Source organism: Actinoplanes sp. NPDC048796, assembly GCF_040650035.1.
Taxonomy (GTDB): Bacteria; Actinomycetota; Actinomycetes; order Mycobacteriales; family Micromonosporaceae; genus Actinoplanes.
Genome location: NZ_JBEZGO010000017.1, coordinates 29,397 through 48,773, shown reverse-complemented (window position 1 = coordinate 48,773; position 19,377 = coordinate 29,397). Strand labels below are relative to the sequence as shown.

Genomic DNA, 19,377 nt, shown 5'->3' with positions numbered 1-19,377 from the left:
TCACGCTAGGCGGCCGCGCCCGGCCCGGGCTTCTCCGTTCCTGACCGGCCTGGTGTAGATCTTCGCGATGCACGCCGGGATACCCTGTTCCTGGTGGTCGCGGGCGCGGTAGGCGCTGGGGCTTTCCCCGACCAGCTCGGTGAAGCGCGAACTGAACGACCCCAACGACGTACAGCCGACCGCGAAGCACACCTCGGTCACCGACAGGTCCCCGCGGCGCAGCAGCGCTTTGGCCCGCTCGATCCGCCGGGTCATGAGATAGCTGTACGGCGTCTCGCCGAACGCACTGCGAAAGCTCCGCGAGAAGTGCCCCGGCGACATCAGAGCCACCCGAGCCAGAGCCGGCACATCAAGCGGTTCCGCGTAGTCCCGATCCATCACATCCCGGGCCCGCCGCAGCCGCCGCAGATCCTCCAGCTCCACCCCTTCACCCTCCCACACTGAGTCCACCAAAAGTACTAGCCTCCTAGGACGCGCAAGCCGGAGTGTGAGCGTTGGAGGCACCATCCATGACCATTCGCCACTTCACGGCCTCCGCCGTCGTTCTCGACGGCGACGATCGAGTGCTGCTCGTGCACCACAACAAGAGCGGCCTGTGGCTGTACCCCGGCGGCCACGTCGACCCGAACGAAACCACGGCCGAAGCCGCCGTCCGCGAAGTCCTGGAGGAGACCGGAGGTCGCCGACGCTCGGTGGATCCCGGTCGCCGATGTCACGGCGTTACGGACGCCGGCCGAGCTTCCGGAGTTGGTGGCCACCGCCGCGCGCTGGGCGAAGACACCGGGGCAGACCCCGCGAGGGCGAACAGGGATAGGGTGATCCGATGCCTTCCGTTGCTTGGATCGATCGGCAGTACGACCGGGAGAGCGGTGGGCGGTTCGCCGCGCATGTGGTGGCCGCGGGTAAGGAATTCGCGCACTGCTGGGGTGATGTCTCGCCCGTGGGGTTCGCGTGTGTGGCCTGGCGGCTGGCTACCGCTCCGCATCTTGATCCGGGGTATGTGCGGCTGCATCGGCGGGTGTTGTCGGCCGAGTGCGTGCGTAACGAGTGGGACGGGTCGCTGACCGTCCAGGCTCGACTTGTGGCGCCGTGGCCGGAGGCTCTGGCCGGGGATCGGGTCTGGCAGCAGGATCGTGGGTGGCGTGGGTGGCCCGAGACGTTCGGGCAGTTCCTTCAGCCGTCCCAGGAAGAGCTGAGCCGGGTTCCGCATGTGCGGTCGACGCTGAGCGTCGACGCGCCCGTTCCGCTCGGGGCGCTGCCGCCCGTGCCGGACGGGCCGGGGCCGGCCATGGTCGATCTCGCCGAGCGGGCCGTCACCGTGCTGGTTCGTGAGGTCAACGAGGTGCTCGGCCCGATGCTCACCCGACTGGAGGCCTGACGTGCCACGGCTGCTGGACGCTCTGCACGACTCCGCCGATTCCGCCGACCTCGTCCGCGACCCCCGGCAGGGTCTGTCGCGGCATGAACTTCTCGGGCGGGCGGCGGCGCTCGCCGCTGAACTGCGCGGTGCGGAAACCGTTGCTGTGCATGCCACTCCGGGTGTCGAGACCGTCGTGGCGATCACGGCGGCGTTGCTGGCGGGCGTGAAGGCCGTTCCCGTGCCGCCGGACGCGGGCGAGCTCGAGCGCGCGCACATCCTGCGGGACTCGGGAGCCGAACTCATGCTCTCCGACGATCCCCGTGCCGGCGGGACCATCCTCCCCGTCACGCTCGACCGGCCGCCCGGTGACGTGCCGGAGGAACCCGGGCCGGAGGCCGCCGCTCTCGTCCTCTACACCAGCGGGACCACCGGGCCCCCCAAGGGTGTCGTGCTCTCCCGGGCCGCCCTCGCCGCCGATCTCGACGCGCTGGCCGACGTGTGGCAGTGGACCGCCGGCGACACGCTCGTTCACGGGCTTCCGCTCTTCCACGTCCACGGGCTCGTTCTCGGCGTGCTCGGACCGCTTCGGATCGGCTCGCGGCTCGTACACACCGGGAAACCCACACCGCTGGCGTACGCCGCCACGCCCGGCACGATGTACTTCGGCGTGCCCACCGTGTGGTCGCGGATCTGTGCCTCGCCGGCGGAGGCGCGCGAGCTGAGAAGCGCCCGGCTGCTCGTCTCCGGCAGCGCCCCGCTTCCCGTGCCGGTCTTCGACGACCTCCGGGCGCTCACCGGCCAGGCCCCGGTCGAGCGCTACGGCATGACCGAAACCCTCATCACCGTCAGCACCCGCGCCGACGGTGAACGCCGGCCCGGCCACGTCGGCCTGCCCGTCCCTGGTGTCGAGACCCGCCTGATCGACGAGGCCGACGGCGTCGGGCACCTTCAGGTGCGCGGGGCGACCCTCTTCGACGGTTATCTCCACCAGCCGCCGCGCGTGGACGACTGGTACACCACCGGCGACGTCGCCTCGATCGGGCCGGACGGCTGGCACCGCATCGTCGGCCGGGCGTCCACCGACCTCATCAAGACCGGCGGCTACCGGGTGGGCGCCGGCGAGGTCGAGGACGCCCTGCTGCTGCATCCGGCCGTCCGCGAGGCCGCCGTCGTCGGCACCCCGCATCCCGACCTGGGGGAGCAGATCACCGCGTACGTCGTCGCCGACTCCGTCCAGGGCGAGGAGCTCACGGCCTTCGTGGCCGAGCGCCTGGCCGCGCACAAGCGTCCCCGCGTCGTTCACCTGGTCGCCGAGCTGCCCCGTAACGCCATGGGCAAGGTGCGGAAGGCGGCCCTCAAGGGCACCTGAGAGTTAAGAGATCGCTTAGGTAGCTGTTGACATTGGACAGGAGGCGAGGAAGTCTCACCCGCGATCGCGGGAGGTGCATCGTGCAGGTGCCGGCTCCGTTCGAATACGAACGCGCCACCACTGTGGACCATGCCATCGGGCTGTTGGAACGTTTGGGCAGCTCAGCGCGGCTCGTGGCGGGTGGGCACAGCCTCCTGCCGATGATGAAGCTGCGGTTGGCCAACTTCGAGTATCTGATCGACATCAATCCGCTCCACGCGGAGCTGGGCTACGTGACGACAACGCCCGATGAGGTACGCATCGGCGCGCTCACCAGGCATCGGGAGCTGCTCGAGTCGGACGAGCTGGCCGCCGCGTTCCCGATCTTCCGAGACGCCGAGCGGGTGATCGCCGATCCGATCGTGCGCAACCGGGGCACGCTCGGTGGTTCGCTCTGCCAGGCCGACCCGTCCGAGGACCTGTCGGCTGTGTGCACCACGCTCGACGCCAGCTGCGTCATCCGCGGCCCGGGCGGCGCCGAGCGGGTCGTGAGCATGGAGGACTTCCACGTCGGGCCGTACGAGACGGCGGTCGGCGACGACGAGATGCTGACCGAGATCCGGATCCCGCTGCGCCCGGGTGGTGGCAGCGCGTACGAGAAGGTCGAGCGCCGCGCCGGCGACTGGGCCGTGGTCTCGGCCGGCGCCGCGGTCTGGCTGGCCGCCGACGGCACCATCGCCGACGCCCGGGTGGGCCTGGCCGCGGTGGGGCCGAACACGACCGGCATCCCGGAGATCTCGGCCGCCCTGGCCGGTCACGCGCCCGCCGAGGAACTGTACGAGCGGGCCGGGGCGATCGCCGCGCGCAGCTGCGATCCGGCCACCGACCAGCGGGGCAGCGCCGAGTACAAGCGGCACCTCGCCAACGAGCTGACCAGGCGGACGCTGAGGCGGGCCGTCGAGCGGGCGAGGAGCTGACATGCAGGTCACGATGACCGTCAACGACGTCGAGGTCACCCGGGAGATCGAGGGGCGCCTGCTGCTCGTGCACTTCCTGCGCGACCACCTCGGCCTGACCGGCACCCACTGGGGCTGCGACACCAGCAATTGCGGTACGTGCGTGGTCTGGCTGGACGGCGAGCCCGTCAAGTCGTGCACCGTGCTCGCGGCGATGGCCGGGGGCCACGAGGTGCGTACCGTCGAAGGCCTGGCCAAGGGCGCCGAGCTCGACCCCGTCCAGGAGGGGTTCCGGCAGTGCCACGGCCTGCAGTGCGGCTTCTGCACGCCGGGCATGATGATGACCTGCCGGGCCCTGCTCGACCGGAATCCCGACCCGACCGACGCCGAGATCCGCGAGGCCATCTCCGGTCAGATCTGCCGGTGTACGGGGTATTCGACGATCATCCGCTCGGTCCGCTGGGCTTCCGTTCACGAGGCCGCCGCCAAGCAGGAGGTCGAGGCATGACGGCCGTACAGGAACCGAAGCTCACGACCTTCGACGACAACGACCAGAAGCCGGTCGGCTACGGCCGGATGCTGCGCAAGGAGGACCCGCGGCTGCTGCGCGGCCGGGGCCGCTTCACCGACGACGTGCAACTGCCGGGCATGCTGCACCTGGCGATCCTGCGCTCGCCGTTCGCGCACGCGAGGATCGTCACCATCGACACCAGCGCCGCCGAGGCCGCGCCGGGCGTGCGGGCCGTCGTCACCGGCGCCGCGCTGGCCGAGCAGGGCCTGGCCTGGATGCCGACCCTCTCCAACGACGTGCAGGCCGTGCTGGCCACCGACAAGGTGCGCTTCCAGGGCCAGGAGGTCGCGTTCGTCGTGGCCGACGACCGCTACCAGGCCCGGGACGCGCTCGAGCTCATCGACGTCGAGTACGACGTCCTCGACCCGGTCGTCGACGTCCGCCGGGCGCTCGCGCCGGGCGCGCCGCTGATCCGCGACGACCTCGAGGGCAAGGCGGACAACCACTGCTTCGACTGGGAGACCGGTGACGAGGACGCCACCGCGGCCGTCTTCGCCAAGGCCGACGTGGTGGTCGAGACCGACGTGGTCTACCCGCGCGTGCACCCGGCGCCGATGGAGACGTGCGGCGCGGTCGCCGACTTCGACCCCATCGAGGGCAAGCTGCGCCTGTGGTCGACCACGCAGGCCCCGCACGCCCATCGCACCCTCTACGCGATCGTGGCCGGCCTGCCCGAGCACAAGATCCAGGTGATCGCGCCGGACATCGGCGGCGGCTTCGGCAACAAGGTGCCGATCTACCCCGGCTACGTGTGCGCGATCGTCGCCTCCATCGTCACCGGCAAGCCGGTGAAGTGGATGGAGGACCGGTCGGAAAACCTCATCAGTACGGGGTTCGCGCGCGACTACATCATGCGCGGCGAGATCGCGGCGACCCGCGACGGCAAGATCCTCGCTATCCGTACGAACGTGCTGGCCGACCACGGCGCCTTCAACGGCACCGCGGCGCCGGTCAAGTACCCGGCCGGCTTCTTCGGCGTCTTCACCGGCAGCTACGACCTGGAGGCCGCGTACTGCAAGATGACAGCGGTCTACACGAACAAGGCGCCGGGCGGCGTCGCGTACGCCTGCAGCTTCCGCATCACCGAGGCGGTGTACCTGGTCGAGCGCATCGTCGACACCCTCGCCTACGAGCTGGGGATGGACCCGGCCGAGCTGCGGCTGAAGAACTTCATCCGGCCCGAGCAGTTCCCGTACGAGACCAAGACCGGCTGGGTGTACGACTCGGGCAACTACGAGCCGACGATGCGCCTGGCCATGGACATCGCGGGCTACGCCGACCTGCGCCGGGAACAGGAGGAGAAGCGGGCCCGCGGCGAGCTGATGGGCATCGGCATCTCCTTCTTCACCGAGGCGGTCGGCGCCGGCCCGCGCAAGAACATGGACATCCTCGGCCTCGGCATGGCCGACGGCTGCGAGCTGCGCGTGCACCCGACCGGCAAGGCCGTCGTGCGGCTGTCGGTCAAGACGCAGGGCCAGGGCCACGAGACCACGTTCGCGCAGATCGTGGCCGAGGAGATCGGCATCCCGCCGGCCGACATCGAGGTCGTGCACGGCGACACCGACCAGACCCCGTTCGGCCTCGGCACGTACGGCAGCCGCTCGACGCCGGTCTCCGGGGCCGCGGCGGCGCTGGTGGCCCGCAAGGTCCGCGACAAGGCTCAGATCATCGCGTCGGCGATGCTCGAGGTCACCGTGGCCGACCTGGAATGGGAGAAGGGGAAGTTCCAGGTCAAGGGCGACCCCGGCCAGTCGGTCACGATCCAGCAGATCGCCATGCGCGCCCACGGGGCCGGCGACCTGCCGGACGGCATCGAGGGCGGCCTGGAAGCGCAGATCTGCTACAACCCGTCGAACCTGACGTACCCGCACGGGGCGTACATCTGCGTGGTCGACATCGACCCGGGAACGGCGCAGGTGAAGGTGCGGCGCTTCATCGCCGTCGACGACTGCGGCACCCGGATCAACCCGATGATCATCGAGGGGCAGATCCACGGCGGGCTCACCGACGGCGTCGGCATGGCCCTGATGGAGATGATCGCGTTCGACGAGGACGGCAACTGCCTCGGCGCCTCGCTGATGGACTACCTCATCCCGACGTCGCTCGAGGTGCCCGACTGGGAGACCGGATACACGGTCACCCCGTCGCCGCACCACCCGATCGGCGCCAAGGGCGTGGGGGAGTCGGCCACCGTCGGCTCGCCGCCGGCCATCGTCAACGCGGTCGTGGACGCGCTCAAGCCGTTCGGCGTGCGCCACGCGGACATGCCGCTGACCCCCTCGCGCGTCTGGGACGCCATGCGGGGCCAGGCCACGCCTCCCATTTAAGGAAACCGCTGTGCTGATCGCGGAACGCGCGAAAGAACTGACGAACGAGCGCCGCCCGTTCGTGCACGCCACCGTCGTCCGCGCCCAGGAACCTACCTCGGCGCGGCCCGGCGACGACGCGGTCATCCTCGCCGACGGCTCCATCGAGGGGTTCGTCGGCGGGGTGTGCGCCGAGGGCTCGGTGCGGCAGGCCGCGCTCGACTCGCTGCGCGACGGCAACACGGTCCTGCTGCGGGTGCTGCCCGAGGAGTCGGCGCCGTTCCCGGAGACGCCGGGGGCGCTCGTGGTGGTCAACCCGTGCCACTCGGGCGGGGCGCTGGAGATCTTCCTGCGGCCGATGCTGCCCAAGCCGCTGGTCGGGATCTCCGGCAACACCCCCATCGGTACGGCGATCCGCGAGCTGGCCGCCTTCCTCGACTTCGAGGTGACGCCCTCGGGGTCGTACGCGGGCGCGTCGGCCGTGGTGGTCGCGGGTCTCGGCCGCGACGAGGAGCAGCAGATCCACGCGGCGCTGGAGGCCGGGGTCCCGTACATCGGCCTGGTCTCCAGCCACAAACGCGGCGCGGCCGTCCTCGACGCCATGCGGCTGACCCCGGCCGAGCGGGAAAGGGTCCACGCGCACGCCGGGATCGACATCGGCGCCCGTACCCCCAAGGAGATCGCCCTCTCGATCCTGGCCGAGATCGTCGGTGAGGTGCGGCGCGGAAGCGTCGCCCCCGCGGTGACCGGGGAAGCACCGCGCCAGGCCGTCGACCCGGTGTGCGGGATGACGGTCCTGATCGGTGAGAACACCCCACACGCCGTCGTCGACGGGCAGGACTTCTGGTTCTGCTGCACGGGATGCCGGGACAGGTACGCGGCTTGAGCACGACGGGCCTCGTGCTCGCGGCCGGTGGCTCGCTGCGGCTCGGAGAGGCCAAGCAGCTGCTGCCGTACCGCGGCCGGACCCTGCTCGACGCCACCCTGGACCTGGCCCGCGCCTGCGGCTTCGACGAACTGCTGGTCACCCTCGGCGGATCCGCCGCCGAGGTGCGCGAGCGCGTTGACCTCACCGGATGCACGGTGATCGACAACGCCGCGTTCTCGTCCGGCTGCGGCTCCTCCATCCGCTCCGGAGCCGCAGCCGCGACGACCGGCGCCCTCGTCCTCCTCCTGGGCGACCAGCCCGGTGTGCGACCGTCGTCGGTCGCCGCGCTGCTCGCCGCGCCGGCCCCGCTCGCGGTCTGCCGCTACGACGACGGCCTCGGGCACCCGTTCCTGTTCCGCCGTCCCGTATTCGCCGACCTGCTCGCCCTGCACGGCGACAAGGCGGTGTGGAAACTCCTGCACTCGGGCCGCCATCCCGTCGCCGAGATCCGGGTCGACGGGCCGGTCCCGATCGACGTGGACACCGCCGACGACTACCGACGCCTCCTGGAGCACCAGTGAACTCGCCCGAGGACGTGCGGCAGCGGCTCGACGCGGTCGACTACCTGGTCGACGACGGCCTGGCCATGGCCGTGTTCCTGGCCCTGCACCTGGGCAAGCCGCTGCTGCTCGAAGGTGAACCGGGCGTGGGCAAGACGGCGGCCGCCAAGGCACTCGCGGCCGCGCTGGCCACCGACTTCATCCGGTTGCAGTGCTACGAGGGGCTGACCGCCGGCGAAGCCCTCTACGAGTGGAACTATCAGCGCCAGCTCCTGGCCATCCGGCTCGCCGAGGCCCGCCAGGAGAAGATCGGCGACGCCGACCTGTTCACCGCCGAATTCCTGCAGGAAAGACCGATCCTGCGGGCCGTACGGCATGAGGGCAGCACCCCGCCGGTGCTGCTGATCGACGAGATCGACCGGGCCGACGACGAGTTCGAGGCGCTGCTCTTCGAATTCCTGGGCGAGGCCGCCATCACCGTTCCCGAATTGGGGACCTTCACCGCCGTACGGCCACCGATCGTCGTCCTCACCTCCAACCGCAGCCGCGATCTGCACGACGCGCTGCGCCGCCGCTGCCTCTACCACTGGATCGAGTTCCCGTCACCGTCCTTCGCGGCGGAGATCGTCCGGCGCTCGGTTCCCGGCGCGTCCGCCCCGCTGATCCGCGGCGCCACCGAGTTCATCGGCCGCGCCCGCGGCCTCGAGCTCGACAAAGCACCAGGCCTGGCCGAGACGATCGACTGGGTGTCGGCCCTGACCGCCCTGGGCGTCACCGATCTGGTCGCCGCCGACGTCGTCAGCACGATCGGCACGATCGCCAAGACGCCCGACGACCGGATCGCCGTGTCCCGCCTTGCCACTGAGGAGCCCTCATGAAAATCACCAACGAGTTCACGGTGCACACCCCGATCGACCGCGCCTGGCGGGTGCTGACCGACCTGGAGGGCATCGCCGGATGCATGCCCGGCGCCCAGCTGACCGGCGTCGAGGGCGACGTGTACCAGGGCAAGGTGAAGGTGAAAGTGGGCCCGGTCGTCTCCGAGTTCGCGGGCACGGCCCGGTTCACCGAGAAGGACGAGTCGGCGTACCGGGCCGTCATCGACGCCAAGGGCCGCGACGCCCGCTCCGCCGGCAACGCGGCCGCCCTGGTCACCGCGGTCCTCTCCCCGTCCGGCGACGACAGCACCCTGGTCAGCGTCGACACCGACCTGAAGATCAGCGGCAAACTGGCCCAGTTCGGCAGCGGCATGATCAAGGAAGTCTCGAGCAAACTCCTCACCCAGTTCGTCGCCAACCTCGAAGCCAAACTGGCCACCGACGCCACCACGCCGACCGCCGGTCCCGCTTCCTCTGCGCCGCCCGCCTCTGCGCCGCCCGCCTCTGCGCCGCCCGCCTCTGCGCCGCCCGCCTCTGCGGCTGCCGACTCGTCGGCCGAGGCCGCCGATCACACTGCCGCTACCACCGCCTCCGCCGCGGCGGTGGAAACGGCGGCGGAGACCAGTATTTCCCCGGCCGCCGTCGAACTCGCCGCGAGTCCGGCGGGGCACGCCCTCAACGGAAGGGCGCCGACCTCGGCCGCGGCCGCCGTCGCCACCCCGGCGGCCATCGACGCCGCCGCCACCGCCGAGACCGAGCCGCTCGACCTCCTCGATCTGGCCGGCGGCTCCCTCTACAAGCGCCTCATCCCGGTGGCGGTCGGTGTGGTCGTCGTCGGTGCCGTCATCGTGTGGGCCGTTGGCCGACGCTGAGCCGCGCTCCGTCAGCGACGAGCGGCGGGGCGGGATCGTGCTGTTGCGGGGGACGGACCGGGCCGGGTTCGCGGTGGCGTTCGCGGACCGGCTGCGCGGGGCGGGACTGGCGGCCGGGCTCAGCGAGACCGGGGACTTCGTGCACGCGCTCGAGGTCAGCCCGCCCGTGTCCGTGGACGTTCTCTATTGGACGGCGCGGATCGCTTTCGTACGGCGCCGTGGCGACCTTGATGCCTTCGACCGGGTTTTCCACGCGGTTTTCGACGAGGCGCCGCCGTTGCCGTTGACGCGGTCCGCCGTACCCCCCAGCAAGCGCGACGATGTGCACCTGGCCGTGCCCCACGGGGTTGACGAGCCGGCGGCCGGTGGTGGGCTGCCGTGGGCGACGCTGCCGCCGCCGGTCGCCGCCGCCGAGCCCGGCGATTCCCCGCTGCGCACGCCCGAACGGCGGCCCAGCGCCCTCGCGGCCCTGGCCGAGCTGCCCTTCGAGGAACTGGACCCTCGTGAGCTCGCGCTCCTGGGCGACGCGGTGCGCGACAGCCTGGCCCGCTGGCCGGCCCGGCGGACCCGCCGCCACGCCATCGACCCCGCCGGCCGCCGGATCGCGTTGCGGCCCACCATCGCCCGGGCCCGGAGGACGGCCTGGGAACCGGTGACGGTCGTGCGGCAACGCCCCGTACGGCGCCCGCGCCGCGCGGTGCTGATCTGCGACCTGAGCGAGTCGATGCGCGCCCAGGCCGCCGCCTACCTGCACATGATGCGGGCCTTCACCCTCGTGGCCGACGCCGAGGTCTTCGCCTTCGCCACCACGCTGACCCGGCTGACCCCGGCGCTGCGCCGCACGTCGGCGGAGGAGGCCATGGCCCGCGCGACCGAGGCGGTGGGCGACCGTTTCGGCGGAACCCGGATCGCCACCAACCTGACCGCGCTGCTCGACTCGCACCACGGCAACAGCTTGCGCGGCGCGCTGGTCCTCGTCGCCTCCGACGGCTGGGACAGCGACCCACCGGCCCGGATGAGCGCCGCGATGGCCCGCCTGCGCCGCCGCGCCCACCGAATCCTCTGGCTCAACCCGCGCGCGGGCGCGCCCGGCTACGCCCCCAAGGTGGCCGGAATGGCGGCCGCCCTCCCGTTCTGCGACCACCTCCTGCCGGCCGCGACGTTCGCCGACCTCGCAGCGGCCGTCCGGCTCCTGGCCCGCCCCTGACAGTGCCCTTCCGGCCTCTCCAGCGCGGGCCGGCCATTCTCACCCGTCCTCGACAGCGGCCTTTCCCGCGCGGGCCAGCCACTCCGACCCGCCCTCGACAGCGGCCTCTCCGGCGCGGGCCGGCCACTCCCACCCCCACCCTCGACAGCGGCCTTTCCCGCGCGGGCCAGCCATCCCACCCGCCCTCGACAGTGCGTTTCCTCAGCGCGGGGCCGGCCGATCCGGGCCGTCGGCTCACACCGGCGCCGGCCACCCCACAGCCGCGCGCGCCGTCGCCCTTCGGAGCCGTCGTGTGGGGGCGCTCAGCTCCACAGGGTCACGTGCACGGACGGGCGGAAGTGGCCGACGTTGACGCCGGTGCCGCGCATCATCGCCTGAATGGCGCGGGGCGTCGAGACGAAGCGGGCCAGTTCCCGGGCGGCCTGCGGGGCGTTGCGCTCATCGAGCATGACGGCGTGCCAGCCGGCTTCCAGTACGGCGTGGGGGCCGGCCACCCGTACCAGATGACCCTGGCGAACCTCCGGAGCGACAGCGAACGACAACGCCGGCGCCAGTCCTTTGCCGCGTTTGGCTTCCTCGACGGCGGCCGCGTTGCTCTGGTAGATCTGCTGCCGCTCCTCGGGGACGCCCAGCCGCCGCAGCAGGTCGGGTACGGCGCCGATGTCGGTGGCGGCCGACGGGCCCAGCAGCCACGTCTGGTCGCGCAGCTGGCCGGGGGAGGGCCGCACGACCGCGAGCGGATGGCCGGGGCCGACGACGACCTCGATGCGGTAGTTCATCACCGGCCGCGTGGTCAGCCCGGGAGGGAGCACGGCCGGCGGCGGCCCGATCGCGACGTCGATGGTGCGGCCGATCAGGGCCGTGGCGAACGACGCCGGATCGCGGACGCTCAACTCCACGTCCAGGTCGGCAGCGCGCCCGGCGAAGAGCTCGATCAGCCCCGGCGCGGCATGCTCGGCGAACAGGCTCGACGCGCCGACCCGCAGCAGCCGCCGCCCGCGTCCGGCGGCGCTCACCTCGAGCACGGTGATGTCCTGCAGCCCCAGCATCTCCTGGGCCCGGCTGGCCAGCCGGAGGCCGCCCGGGGTGAAGGCCAGACCCGATGAGGTACGGGAGAAGAGCTGATCACCGAGCTCACGGCGCAACTGCCCGATGTGCAGCGACACGGCGGACTCGGAGACCGACAGCTGGGCCGCCGCCAGCTTGACCGAGCCGAGCCGGACCACGGCGGAGTAGGCGCGCAGCTGCGTCGGCGTCATCCGTCCCCCCGGGTAGTGGTGCGCGTCTCACTCGCAATCTATCGCGCTACTGGCGCCCTGGTCAGGCCCGACATCACCAATGTGGATCATCCGGTCACTGCGGATCGACGTTGACAAATATCTTGCCCCTCGGCATCTGACCGTCCGTCACGTCAACCCGGGTCGCGCTGTACAAGGTGTCGTGATGCGTGATCCTTCGTTGAAGCTACGGGCCCGTGTCAGACATGCCGGATTTGCCGGAACGCGCGGATGGCGGATAACCGGTGCTCCGTCCGTACCTTCAAGAACGGCTTCTCGATGGTCAAGCCGGACACCGTCGTCGACCGGCTTTGCGAGGACCTTCATGCCGACCCCTTCCCGCCCACCGCGAACGCATCCTGCATTCTCCGGCGCGGCCGCCGCGGTGGCCGCGCTCGCCGTGGTCGCCGCCCCCATGGCGCCGGCGGCCGCGCGGGAGAGCCGGGACGCCTCCGGGAAGTGCGCCGGCCTCCGCCCCGCCGCCGAGAGCTCCACCGCCCGCAAAGCCGGCGACACCCCGGCCGGGGAAGTTCGTGCCGACACGCGCGGCGTGGCTGAAAAGGATCAGTCTGTCGATCGGGCGGGTACCCGCTTCACCGCCGTTGCGCAGGCCGACCTCGTCAAGGTGTCGGTGCTCGACGCCGGGGTGCTTCGGCCCGGTCTTCCGTCGCTGGCCGACGTTCGGCTCGGAAGCGCGCACGGCCGCGCCGACAGTGCTGCCCGCCGGGCCAAGACGAGTGCCGCCGGGCGGTACGCCGACGCCAAGCTGCTCGGCATGCAGCTTCCCGGGCTTCCGGCGCCGGGCACCGCCGCCCAGCGCCAGGCTCCGCCCAGCCGGCAGGCCGCCACCGCCGAACTCGCCGGCCTGCGGGCCGCCGGCCTGGCGACGGTCCAGCTCGGCCGCTCGACGGCCGAGGCGCGCTGGCTCGACACGTACAACTGCGGCGCGACCGGGCCGCTCACCCGCACCGCCACCATGCTCGCCGGCGTCCAGCTTCTCAGTGGTGGCGGCCGGACCCCGGCCCTGCAAGCGCTGCGCCGCCCGGGCGACACCGCGCGCAAGACCAGCCTGCTGCGGCTCGGCCCGACGGGCTCGACCCAGAGCGCCACCGATGTGGTACGCCTCGACGGCGGCCACCGCGGCGTCAGCGCCGCCGCCGGCGTGGCGCTGTCGGACCTGACCCTGTTCGGCGGCACCCCGCAGGAGGTGTCGATCAAGGTAGTGACCCAGCCGACGCTGACCGTCGTAGCCGCCGGTGACCGCGAACGTTCATCAGTCGCGTACCGCCCGGCCGTCCTCAAGGTGACCGCCGCCGGCAAGCCCGTCGCCACCCTCGACACGGCCGGCGCCAGCGTGGGCGTCGACCTGTTCGGCAGCCTCGCCCCCGAGCCCGCCGCCGCATCCGAACACAGCCCCGCAGCCAAGGGCGGTTCCGCGACCGAGGGCGGCGGCTCCCCGGACAAGGGCGGCTCCCCGACCGGGGGCGGCTCCACGGCCAAGGGTGGGTCCGCGACCGAGGGTAGGTCCGCGGCTGAGGGCGGGTCCGCGGCCGCGGTGGTGCCATCCCTGCTCTCGGCTCGCATCTCGCTGGGCGGACCACGCCAGGTGATCGGGGACCGTGACGTTCGGGCCGAGGCGGCCGCGCTCCGCGTCGAGGTCCTTCTCGGGAAGGCGCATCTTCTCGACGTCGCGCTCGGTTATCTCTACGCGCAGGCGTCCACCACTCCGGCGAAGGCGACGGCGAAGGCGAAGGCGAAGGCGGCCGGCACCCCGGCGGCCAACACGAGGCCCGGCAGGACCACCGGCGCGCTCGGCGGGGAACCCGGCGCGCAGCCTCATGAGTTGCCGCGGGTGGCGGGGAGTTCCTCGAAGCCCGTGGGCCGGTCCGGCACCGCTGAGGCGACCGAGGTTGCCGACTCGACCGAGGTCAGCGCCCTGGCCCGCACCGGGAACAACGTCTTCGCGGTGGTCACCGGCGGCGCCGTCCTGCTGATCCTGGGCATCGCGGCCGTGGCCCTGGCCCGCCGTCGCCGACAGGGCTGACCGAAGACCAAGCAGGTCGGGGCCGGCGAAGGCCAGCCGGCGCGCGACGCGGACGGGTAGAGAGGCGCGGGCGGGCTGCGGCGCAGGTAAAAAGGCGCGGGCGGGGAGCGGCGCAGGCGGCAAAAGGTGCGGCACGGGCTTACCCGAGGGGGAACCGCGGGCGGCAGGTGGGGAGTGGAGCCCCACCTGCCGCCCCTTTTCCTGGTCTAGCCGTGACAGACATCGACGTTTTAATATCTATGAAATCTTCTCGCGTTCGAGCGTTCCCCGAAGGGACACCTCATGCGCCGACGCCTTTCCGCCCTCGCGGCCTCCGTCCTGATGGCCACCCTCCTCGTGCAGACCGACAGCCCGGCGCAGGCCGCCCCTGTCGACAACACCGACTACTGCCTCGGCGAATGCTCCGACATCCTGCCGCCGGGCCAGAACGGCGACGCCGACCTGCTGCAGATCCTCGCCTCGCAGGCGTTCGGCACCAAACCGCCGCACTCCGACGACCAGCTCGGGCCCTACGACGGGCTCGTGCACAGCTACACCGGCCTCAGCGGCCAGCAGATCAACACCTTCTTCAACGACAGCTCGTACGGCGTCCTGGCCGCCGACGTCGCCACGACCACCAAACCGCGGGACGACGTCACCATCGTGCGTGACAAGAAGCTCGGCATCCCGCACATCACCGGCACGACGCGGGCGGGAACCATGTACGGCGCCGGTTACGCCGGCGCGCAGGACCGCCTCTTCCTCATGGACCTGCTCCGCCGTGTCGCCCGGGGCAAGCTCACCCCGTTCGCCGGTGGCGCCGCCGGAAACCGTGATCTTGAGCAGAGTGTGTGGCGCAATTCCCCGTACACCGAAGCCGATCTTCAGGCTCAGATCGAGACCCTTCGCACCTCGGGCGCGCGCGGCCAGCAGCTCTACACCGACGTCCAGTCGTACATCGCCGGCATCAACAAGTACATCGCCGACTGCATGGCCGCCCGCGACTGCCCGGGCGAGTACGTCCTCACCGGCCACCTCGACGCCATCACCAACGCCGGTGGCCCCGAACCGTTCGTCCTCACCGACCTGGTCGCCGTCGCCGGTGTCATCGGCGGCCTGTTCGGCGGCGGTGGCGGCACCGAGATGCGGTCCGCACTCGTCCGCATCGCCGCCCGCGCCAAATACGGCAACACCGTCGGCGACCAGGTGTGGCAGCAGTTCCGCTCGCAGAACGACCCCGAGGCGGTGCTGACCCTCCACAACGGGCAGAGCTTCCCGTACGGCGCCGGAAATCCGAACGCGGCCGGTGTCGCCATGCCCGACGCCGGCACGGCCACCCCCGAGCCCATCGTGTACGACCGGACCGGCTCCGCCGCCACCGGTGTGTCCGGACGGAGCACGATCGCCCTCGGCAGCCTCGCCGCCGCCCCGAACCAGCGCGGCATGTCCAACGCCGCCGTCGTCGGCGCCGCCAACTCCGCCACCGGCCACCCGATCGCCGTCTTCGGACCGCAGACCGGCTACTTCGCGCCGCAGTTGCTCATGCTCCAGGAGCTTCAGGGCCCGGGCATCTCCAGCCGCGGCATCGCCTTCGCCGGCCTCAACCTCTACACCCTGATCGGCCGCGGCCCCGACTACGCCTGGAGCGCCACCTCGAGCATCCAGGACATCACCGACACGTACGCCGTGACCCTCTGCAACCCGGGCGGCGGCACCCCGACCGTCGCCTCCACCGGCTACCTGTACCACGGCCAGTGCCTGGCCATGGAGGCCCTTTCCCAGTCGAACGCGTGGAAGCCGACGACCGCCGACTCCACCCCGGCCGGCTCGTACCGCCTGACCTCGTTGCGCACCAACTACGGCCTGGTCCAGTGGCGCGGCCTCGTCGGTGGTGTGCCCACCGCGTTCACCGCGCTGCGCTCGACCTACCGGCACGAGGCCGACTCCGCCGTCGGTTTCCAGATGTTCAACGAGCCGGCCCAGATGGGGTCCCCGGCCGCGTTCACCAACTCCGCGTCCCAGATCGTGTTCGCCTTCAACTGGTTCTACCTCAACAGCAAGGACATCGCGTACGTCACCTCGGGCGCCGAACCGGTCCGCCCGGCCGGCGCCGACCCGAACCTGCCGACCCGGGCGGAACCGGCCTACGAGTGGGCCGGATGGAATCCCGCCGCCAACACCGCCACCTACCGGCCGATCACGGTCCACCCGCAGGCCGTGAACCAGGACTACTTCGTCAGCTGGAACAACAAGCAGGCGGCCGGATACTCGGCGGCCGACGGCAACTTCAGCTTCAGCGCCGTGCACCGGGCCGACCTGCTCGACCGTCCGGTCAAGGCCGCCGTGGCCGCCGGGCAGAAGTACGACCGGGCCGGCCTGCTCAAGGTGGTCGAGTCGGCCGCCACCACCGACCTGCGCGGCGCCGAGGTCCTGGACGACGTGCTGCGCGTCATCGACACCGCGCCGGTGACCGACGCCGCCCAGGCGGCCGCGATCGCCAAGCTCCGCGCGTGGCGTGCCGCCGGTTCCCACCGGGAGGAGACGGCCGCCGACAGCAAGGTGTACCGGGACGCCGACGCCATCCGCGTCATGGACGCGTGGTGGCCGAAGCTGGTCGTGGCCCAGTTCTCCAGCGGGCTCGGCGACGGCCTGTTCGACTCGCTGGTCGACGCCCTGCAGATCAACGAGTCACCCTCGGGCGGGCAGACCGGCCCGGTCTCCGGCCTGCCGAGCTCGGCCAACGAGTCCCAGGCCCACAAGGGTTCCGCTTTCCAGTACGGCTGGTGGGGCTGGGTTTCCAAGGACCTGCGGGCCACCCTGGGCGACACCGTGCCGAACTGGTCGCGGAAGTACTGCGGCGGCGGCACACTCAGCGCCTGCCGCACGGCCCTGCTGAGCAGCCTGAGTGCCGCGCTGGCCGAGCCGGCCGCCACCACCTACCCGGGCGACGAATACTGCGACGCCGGGAACATCTGGTGTGCTGACGCGATTGTGCACAGTCCGCTCGGCGGTATCGAGCACGACCTCGTCTCGTGGCAGAACCGGCCCACCTATCAGCAGGTCGTCTCGTTCCCGGCCGCCCGGGGCGACGACATCACCAACCTGGCCGCCGGCCGCGCGGTCACCGCCTCCAGCGCCCAGTCCGGCTACCCGGCGGCCAACGCGGTCGACGGCAACCGGGCCACCCGCTGGGCCAGTTCCTGGTCGGACAACCAGTGGCTTCGGGTCGACCTGGGCGCGAGCCGCCCGGTCGCCCGCGCCCTCCTGCACTGGGAGAACGCGTACGCCTCGGCCTACCGGATCGAAACCTCGGCCGACGGCGGCGCCTGGACCACCGCGGCCACCGTGACCGGCGGCAACGGCGGCACCGACGTGGTCGCGTTCCCGGCCACGAACGCCCGCTACCTGCGGGTGGTGGGGCAGACCCGCGCGACCTCCTACGGCATCTCCCTCTACGAGCTGGAGGTCTTCGCGCACTGATCCCGGAACCAGCGGTAGGAGTCGCGCGGCGTGCGCTCCTGGGTGTCGAAGTCGACGTGGACGAGGCCGAACCGCTGCGCATAGCCCTCGGCCCACTCGAAGTTGTCCAGCAGCGACCACACGAAGTACCCGCGCACGTCCACCCCGGCCTCGGCCGCCGCCCGTACCGCACCCAGATGTGCCTGGAGATAGTCGACCCGGAAGGTGTCGGCGACGCCCTCCTCCGCCGAACAGCCGTTCTCGGTGATGTAGATCGGAGGCAGGGCGTCGCCGTACGTCTCCTGCAGCCCCGTCAGCAGCTCGGTGAGCCCGTCCGGCACCACCGGCCAGCCGAACGCGGTCGTCGGATAGCCCTCGACCGGCCGGATCTCGAACGGCAGGTCGCCGCCGTCGCTCGCCGTACCGACCAGAGTCGGGTTGTAGTAGTTCACGCCGAGCGCGTCGATCGGCGTACGGATGATGTCGAGGTCGCCGTCCCGCAGGTGCGGTTCCAGCCCCGGCAGCAGGAATTCCGGGTACGACCCGAGCAGCACCGGATCGTTGAAGAGCCGGTTGTGGAACCCGTCGTACACGGCTGCCGCGGCCCGATCCTCGTCGGCCGACCACACCGGCGTGCAGTTGTTGGTGAGCCAGACCTCGCGCGCGCCCGCCGCCTTGAGCGCTTGAACGGCGAGCCCATGCCCGAGCAGCTGGTGGTGGGCGACCGGAAGCGCGCCCAGGCCGAGCGCCCGCCCCGGCGCGTGCGTACCCCAGGCGTAGCCCTGCGCCATGTGCACGACCGGCTCGTTCAGCGTGATGAACCGGTGGACCCGGTCACCCAGCCGGCCCGCCACATGTCCGGCGTACTCGGCGAACCGGTACGCCGTCTCCCGGTCGAGCCAGCCGCCCTCATCCTCCAGGGCTTGCGGCAGATCCCAGTGGAACAGCGTCGGCACCGGCTCGATTCCGCGCTCCAGCAGCCCGTCCACGAGCCGGTCGTAGAAGCCGAGCCCCTTGTCGTTGACGGCTCCCGAGCCGGCCGGCACCACCCGCGGCCACGCGACGGAGAACCGGTAGGCCCCCACACCCAGGCCGGCCAGCAGCGCCACATCCTCGGCCCACCGGTGGTAGTGGTCGCACGCCACGTCCCCGGTGTCGCCGTTCCTGACCCGCCCCGGCGTATGCGCGAACGTGTCCCAGATGGACGGTCCGCGCCCGTCCTCGTGCACCGCGCCCTCGATCTGGTAGGACGCCGTCGAAGCTCCGTACAGGAAACCCGCCATCGCCTGAGGCTATAGCCTGCGGGGGTGATCGAGGAACGGATGGTGGCCCTGCGCCCTCTCATCGCCGCCGACTTCCCGGCGGTCCACAGCTGGGCCCAGTTGCCGGAGGTCTGCACCCGCCTGCTGAACCTGGCCTTCCACACGTTCGGCCGCCACCGCGTCCACGCCACGTGCGACCCCCGAAACCTCGCGTCGGCCCGGGTCCTCACCAAGCTCGGCATGACCCACGAGGGCCGCCTCCGCGAAACCCTCCTCCTGCGGGACGGCTGGCGCGACTCCGACCTCTACGCCATCCTCACCCACGAGTGGCCCAGCTGACCCACACGCCGGCGCGGCCGCGGGTCTGGCGGTCCGGATCTTGCAGGAGGGCTCGCAGGGCGTCGACGGCTTCGGAAGGAACACGCGCTCC

At 71.7% G+C, this 19,377-nt stretch carries 16 protein-coding genes and 1 pseudogene; 14 read left to right on the top strand and 3 right to left on the bottom strand.

Going from position 1 to position 19,377, the window contains the following annotated elements; all coding sequences use genetic code 11:
- Entirely contained in the window at positions 1-423 is a 423-nt protein-coding gene (locus tag AB0C26_RS39985; protein ID WP_360258694.1) for a helix-turn-helix transcriptional regulator, read from the bottom strand.
- An 86-nt stretch (positions 424-509) separates the two neighbouring features.
- Between AB0C26_RS39985 and AB0C26_RS39980 the strand changes: the two are divergent.
- The 11 genes and pseudogenes from AB0C26_RS39980 to AB0C26_RS39930 form a co-directional block, all read left to right on the top strand.
- Positions 510-647, top strand: a pseudogene (locus AB0C26_RS39980) (NUDIX domain-containing protein); the annotation flags it as partial.
- A 176-nt stretch (positions 648-823) separates the two neighbouring features.
- Positions 824-1,378, top strand: coding sequence for a hypothetical protein (locus AB0C26_RS39975; RefSeq protein WP_360258953.1), 555 nt, complete (start codon positions 824-826; stop codon positions 1,376-1,378).
- 1 nt (position 1,379) lies between these two features.
- Entirely contained in the window at positions 1,380-2,729 is a 1,350-nt protein-coding gene (locus tag AB0C26_RS39970) for an AMP-binding protein (protein WP_360258691.1), read from the top strand.
- 80 nt (positions 2,730-2,809) lie between these two features.
- On the top strand, positions 2,810-3,685 hold the full coding sequence (locus AB0C26_RS39965) for a xanthine dehydrogenase family protein subunit M (RefSeq protein WP_360258688.1): 876 nt from the start codon (positions 2,810-2,812) through the stop codon (positions 3,683-3,685).
- 1 nt (position 3,686) lies between these two features.
- Positions 3,687-4,172, top strand: coding sequence for a (2Fe-2S)-binding protein (locus tag AB0C26_RS39960; RefSeq protein ID WP_360258685.1), 486 nt, complete (start codon positions 3,687-3,689; stop codon positions 4,170-4,172).
- Positions 4,169-6,562 (top strand): aerobic carbon-monoxide dehydrogenase large subunit, encoded by a 2,394-nt coding sequence (locus tag AB0C26_RS39955; RefSeq protein ID WP_360258682.1) that lies wholly within the window; start codon positions 4,169-4,171, stop codon positions 6,560-6,562. The genes AB0C26_RS39960 and AB0C26_RS39955 overlap by 4 nt, the downstream gene beginning before the upstream one ends.
- Before the next feature lie 10 nt (positions 6,563-6,572).
- A complete protein-coding gene (locus AB0C26_RS39950; RefSeq protein WP_360258679.1) occupies positions 6,573-7,427 on the top strand; it encodes an XdhC family protein in 855 nt (284 codons plus the stop codon).
- The gene (locus AB0C26_RS39945; protein WP_360258676.1) at positions 7,424-7,990 is read left to right on the top strand and encodes a nucleotidyltransferase family protein; all 567 of its coding nucleotides are present in this window, start codon (positions 7,424-7,426) and stop codon (positions 7,988-7,990) included. The genes AB0C26_RS39950 and AB0C26_RS39945 overlap by 4 nt, the downstream gene beginning before the upstream one ends.
- A complete protein-coding gene (locus tag AB0C26_RS39940; protein ID WP_360258673.1) occupies positions 7,987-8,847 on the top strand; it encodes a MoxR family ATPase in 861 nt (286 codons plus the stop codon). Before AB0C26_RS39945 ends, AB0C26_RS39940 begins: the two co-directional genes overlap by 4 nt.
- On the top strand, positions 8,844-9,719 hold the full coding sequence (locus AB0C26_RS39935) for an SRPBCC family protein (protein ID WP_360258670.1): 876 nt from the start codon (positions 8,844-8,846) through the stop codon (positions 9,717-9,719). The genes AB0C26_RS39940 and AB0C26_RS39935 overlap by 4 nt, the downstream gene beginning before the upstream one ends.
- Positions 9,706-10,926, top strand: coding sequence for a VWA domain-containing protein (locus tag AB0C26_RS39930; protein ID WP_360258667.1), 1,221 nt, complete (start codon positions 9,706-9,708; stop codon positions 10,924-10,926). Before AB0C26_RS39935 ends, AB0C26_RS39930 begins: the two co-directional genes overlap by 14 nt.
- A 302-nt stretch (positions 10,927-11,228) precedes the next feature.
- On the opposite strand, the gene AB0C26_RS39925 is transcribed toward AB0C26_RS39930, so the two are convergent.
- Positions 11,229-12,185, bottom strand: coding sequence for a LysR family transcriptional regulator (locus tag AB0C26_RS39925; RefSeq protein ID WP_360258664.1), 957 nt, complete (start codon positions 12,183-12,185; stop codon positions 11,229-11,231).
- Positions 12,186-12,528: 343 nt separating this feature from the next.
- Between AB0C26_RS39925 and AB0C26_RS39920 the strand changes: the two genes are divergently transcribed.
- Together AB0C26_RS39920 and AB0C26_RS39915 are read left to right on the top strand one after the other, a co-directional pair.
- Positions 12,529-14,247: a hypothetical protein gene (locus tag AB0C26_RS39920; RefSeq protein ID WP_360258661.1), complete on the top strand. Its 1,719-nt coding sequence runs from the start codon at positions 12,529-12,531 to the stop codon at positions 14,245-14,247.
- 282 nt (positions 14,248-14,529) lie between these two features.
- A complete protein-coding gene (locus tag AB0C26_RS39915; protein ID WP_360258658.1) occupies positions 14,530-17,706 on the top strand; it encodes a penicillin acylase family protein in 3,177 nt (1,058 codons plus the stop codon).
- Here AB0C26_RS39915 and AB0C26_RS39910 read toward each other — a convergent pair.
- Positions 17,679-18,968, bottom strand: coding sequence for a GH1 family beta-glucosidase (locus tag AB0C26_RS39910; protein WP_360258655.1), 1,290 nt, complete (start codon positions 18,966-18,968; stop codon positions 17,679-17,681). The two genes, AB0C26_RS39915 and AB0C26_RS39910, sit on opposite strands and share 28 nt — an antisense overlap.
- Before the next feature lie 24 nt (positions 18,969-18,992).
- Between AB0C26_RS39910 and AB0C26_RS39905 the strand changes: the two genes are divergently transcribed.
- The gene (locus AB0C26_RS39905; RefSeq protein ID WP_360258652.1) at positions 18,993-19,286 is read left to right on the top strand and encodes a GNAT family protein; all 294 of its coding nucleotides are present in this window, start codon (positions 18,993-18,995) and stop codon (positions 19,284-19,286) included.
- Positions 19,287-19,377: the final 91 nt, after the last annotated feature.

Bases quoted from the DNA above. Each gene is read 5' to 3' on its own strand.
- AB0C26_RS39975 (WP_360258953.1), top strand. From the start codon at position 824: ATGCCTTCCGTTGCTTGGATCGATCGGCAGTACGACCGGGAGAGCGGT.
- AB0C26_RS39960 (WP_360258685.1), top strand. From the start codon at position 3,687: ATGCAGGTCACGATGACCGTCAACGACGTCGAGGTCACCCGGGAGATC.
- AB0C26_RS39955 (WP_360258682.1), top strand. From the start codon at position 4,169: ATGACGGCCGTACAGGAACCGAAGCTCACGACCTTCGACGACAACGAC.
- AB0C26_RS39935 (WP_360258670.1), top strand. From the start codon at position 8,844: ATGAAAATCACCAACGAGTTCACGGTGCACACCCCGATCGACCGCGCC.
- AB0C26_RS39925 (WP_360258664.1), bottom strand. From the start codon at position 12,185: ATGACGCCGACGCAGCTGCGCGCCTACTCCGCCGTGGTCCGGCTCGGC.
- AB0C26_RS39920 (WP_360258661.1), top strand. From the start codon at position 12,529: ATGCCGACCCCTTCCCGCCCACCGCGAACGCATCCTGCATTCTCCGGC.
- AB0C26_RS39915 (WP_360258658.1), top strand. From the start codon at position 14,530: ATGCGCCGACGCCTTTCCGCCCTCGCGGCCTCCGTCCTGATGGCCACC.
- AB0C26_RS39910 (WP_360258655.1), bottom strand. From the start codon at position 18,968: ATGGCGGGTTTCCTGTACGGAGCTTCGACGGCGTCCTACCAGATCGAG.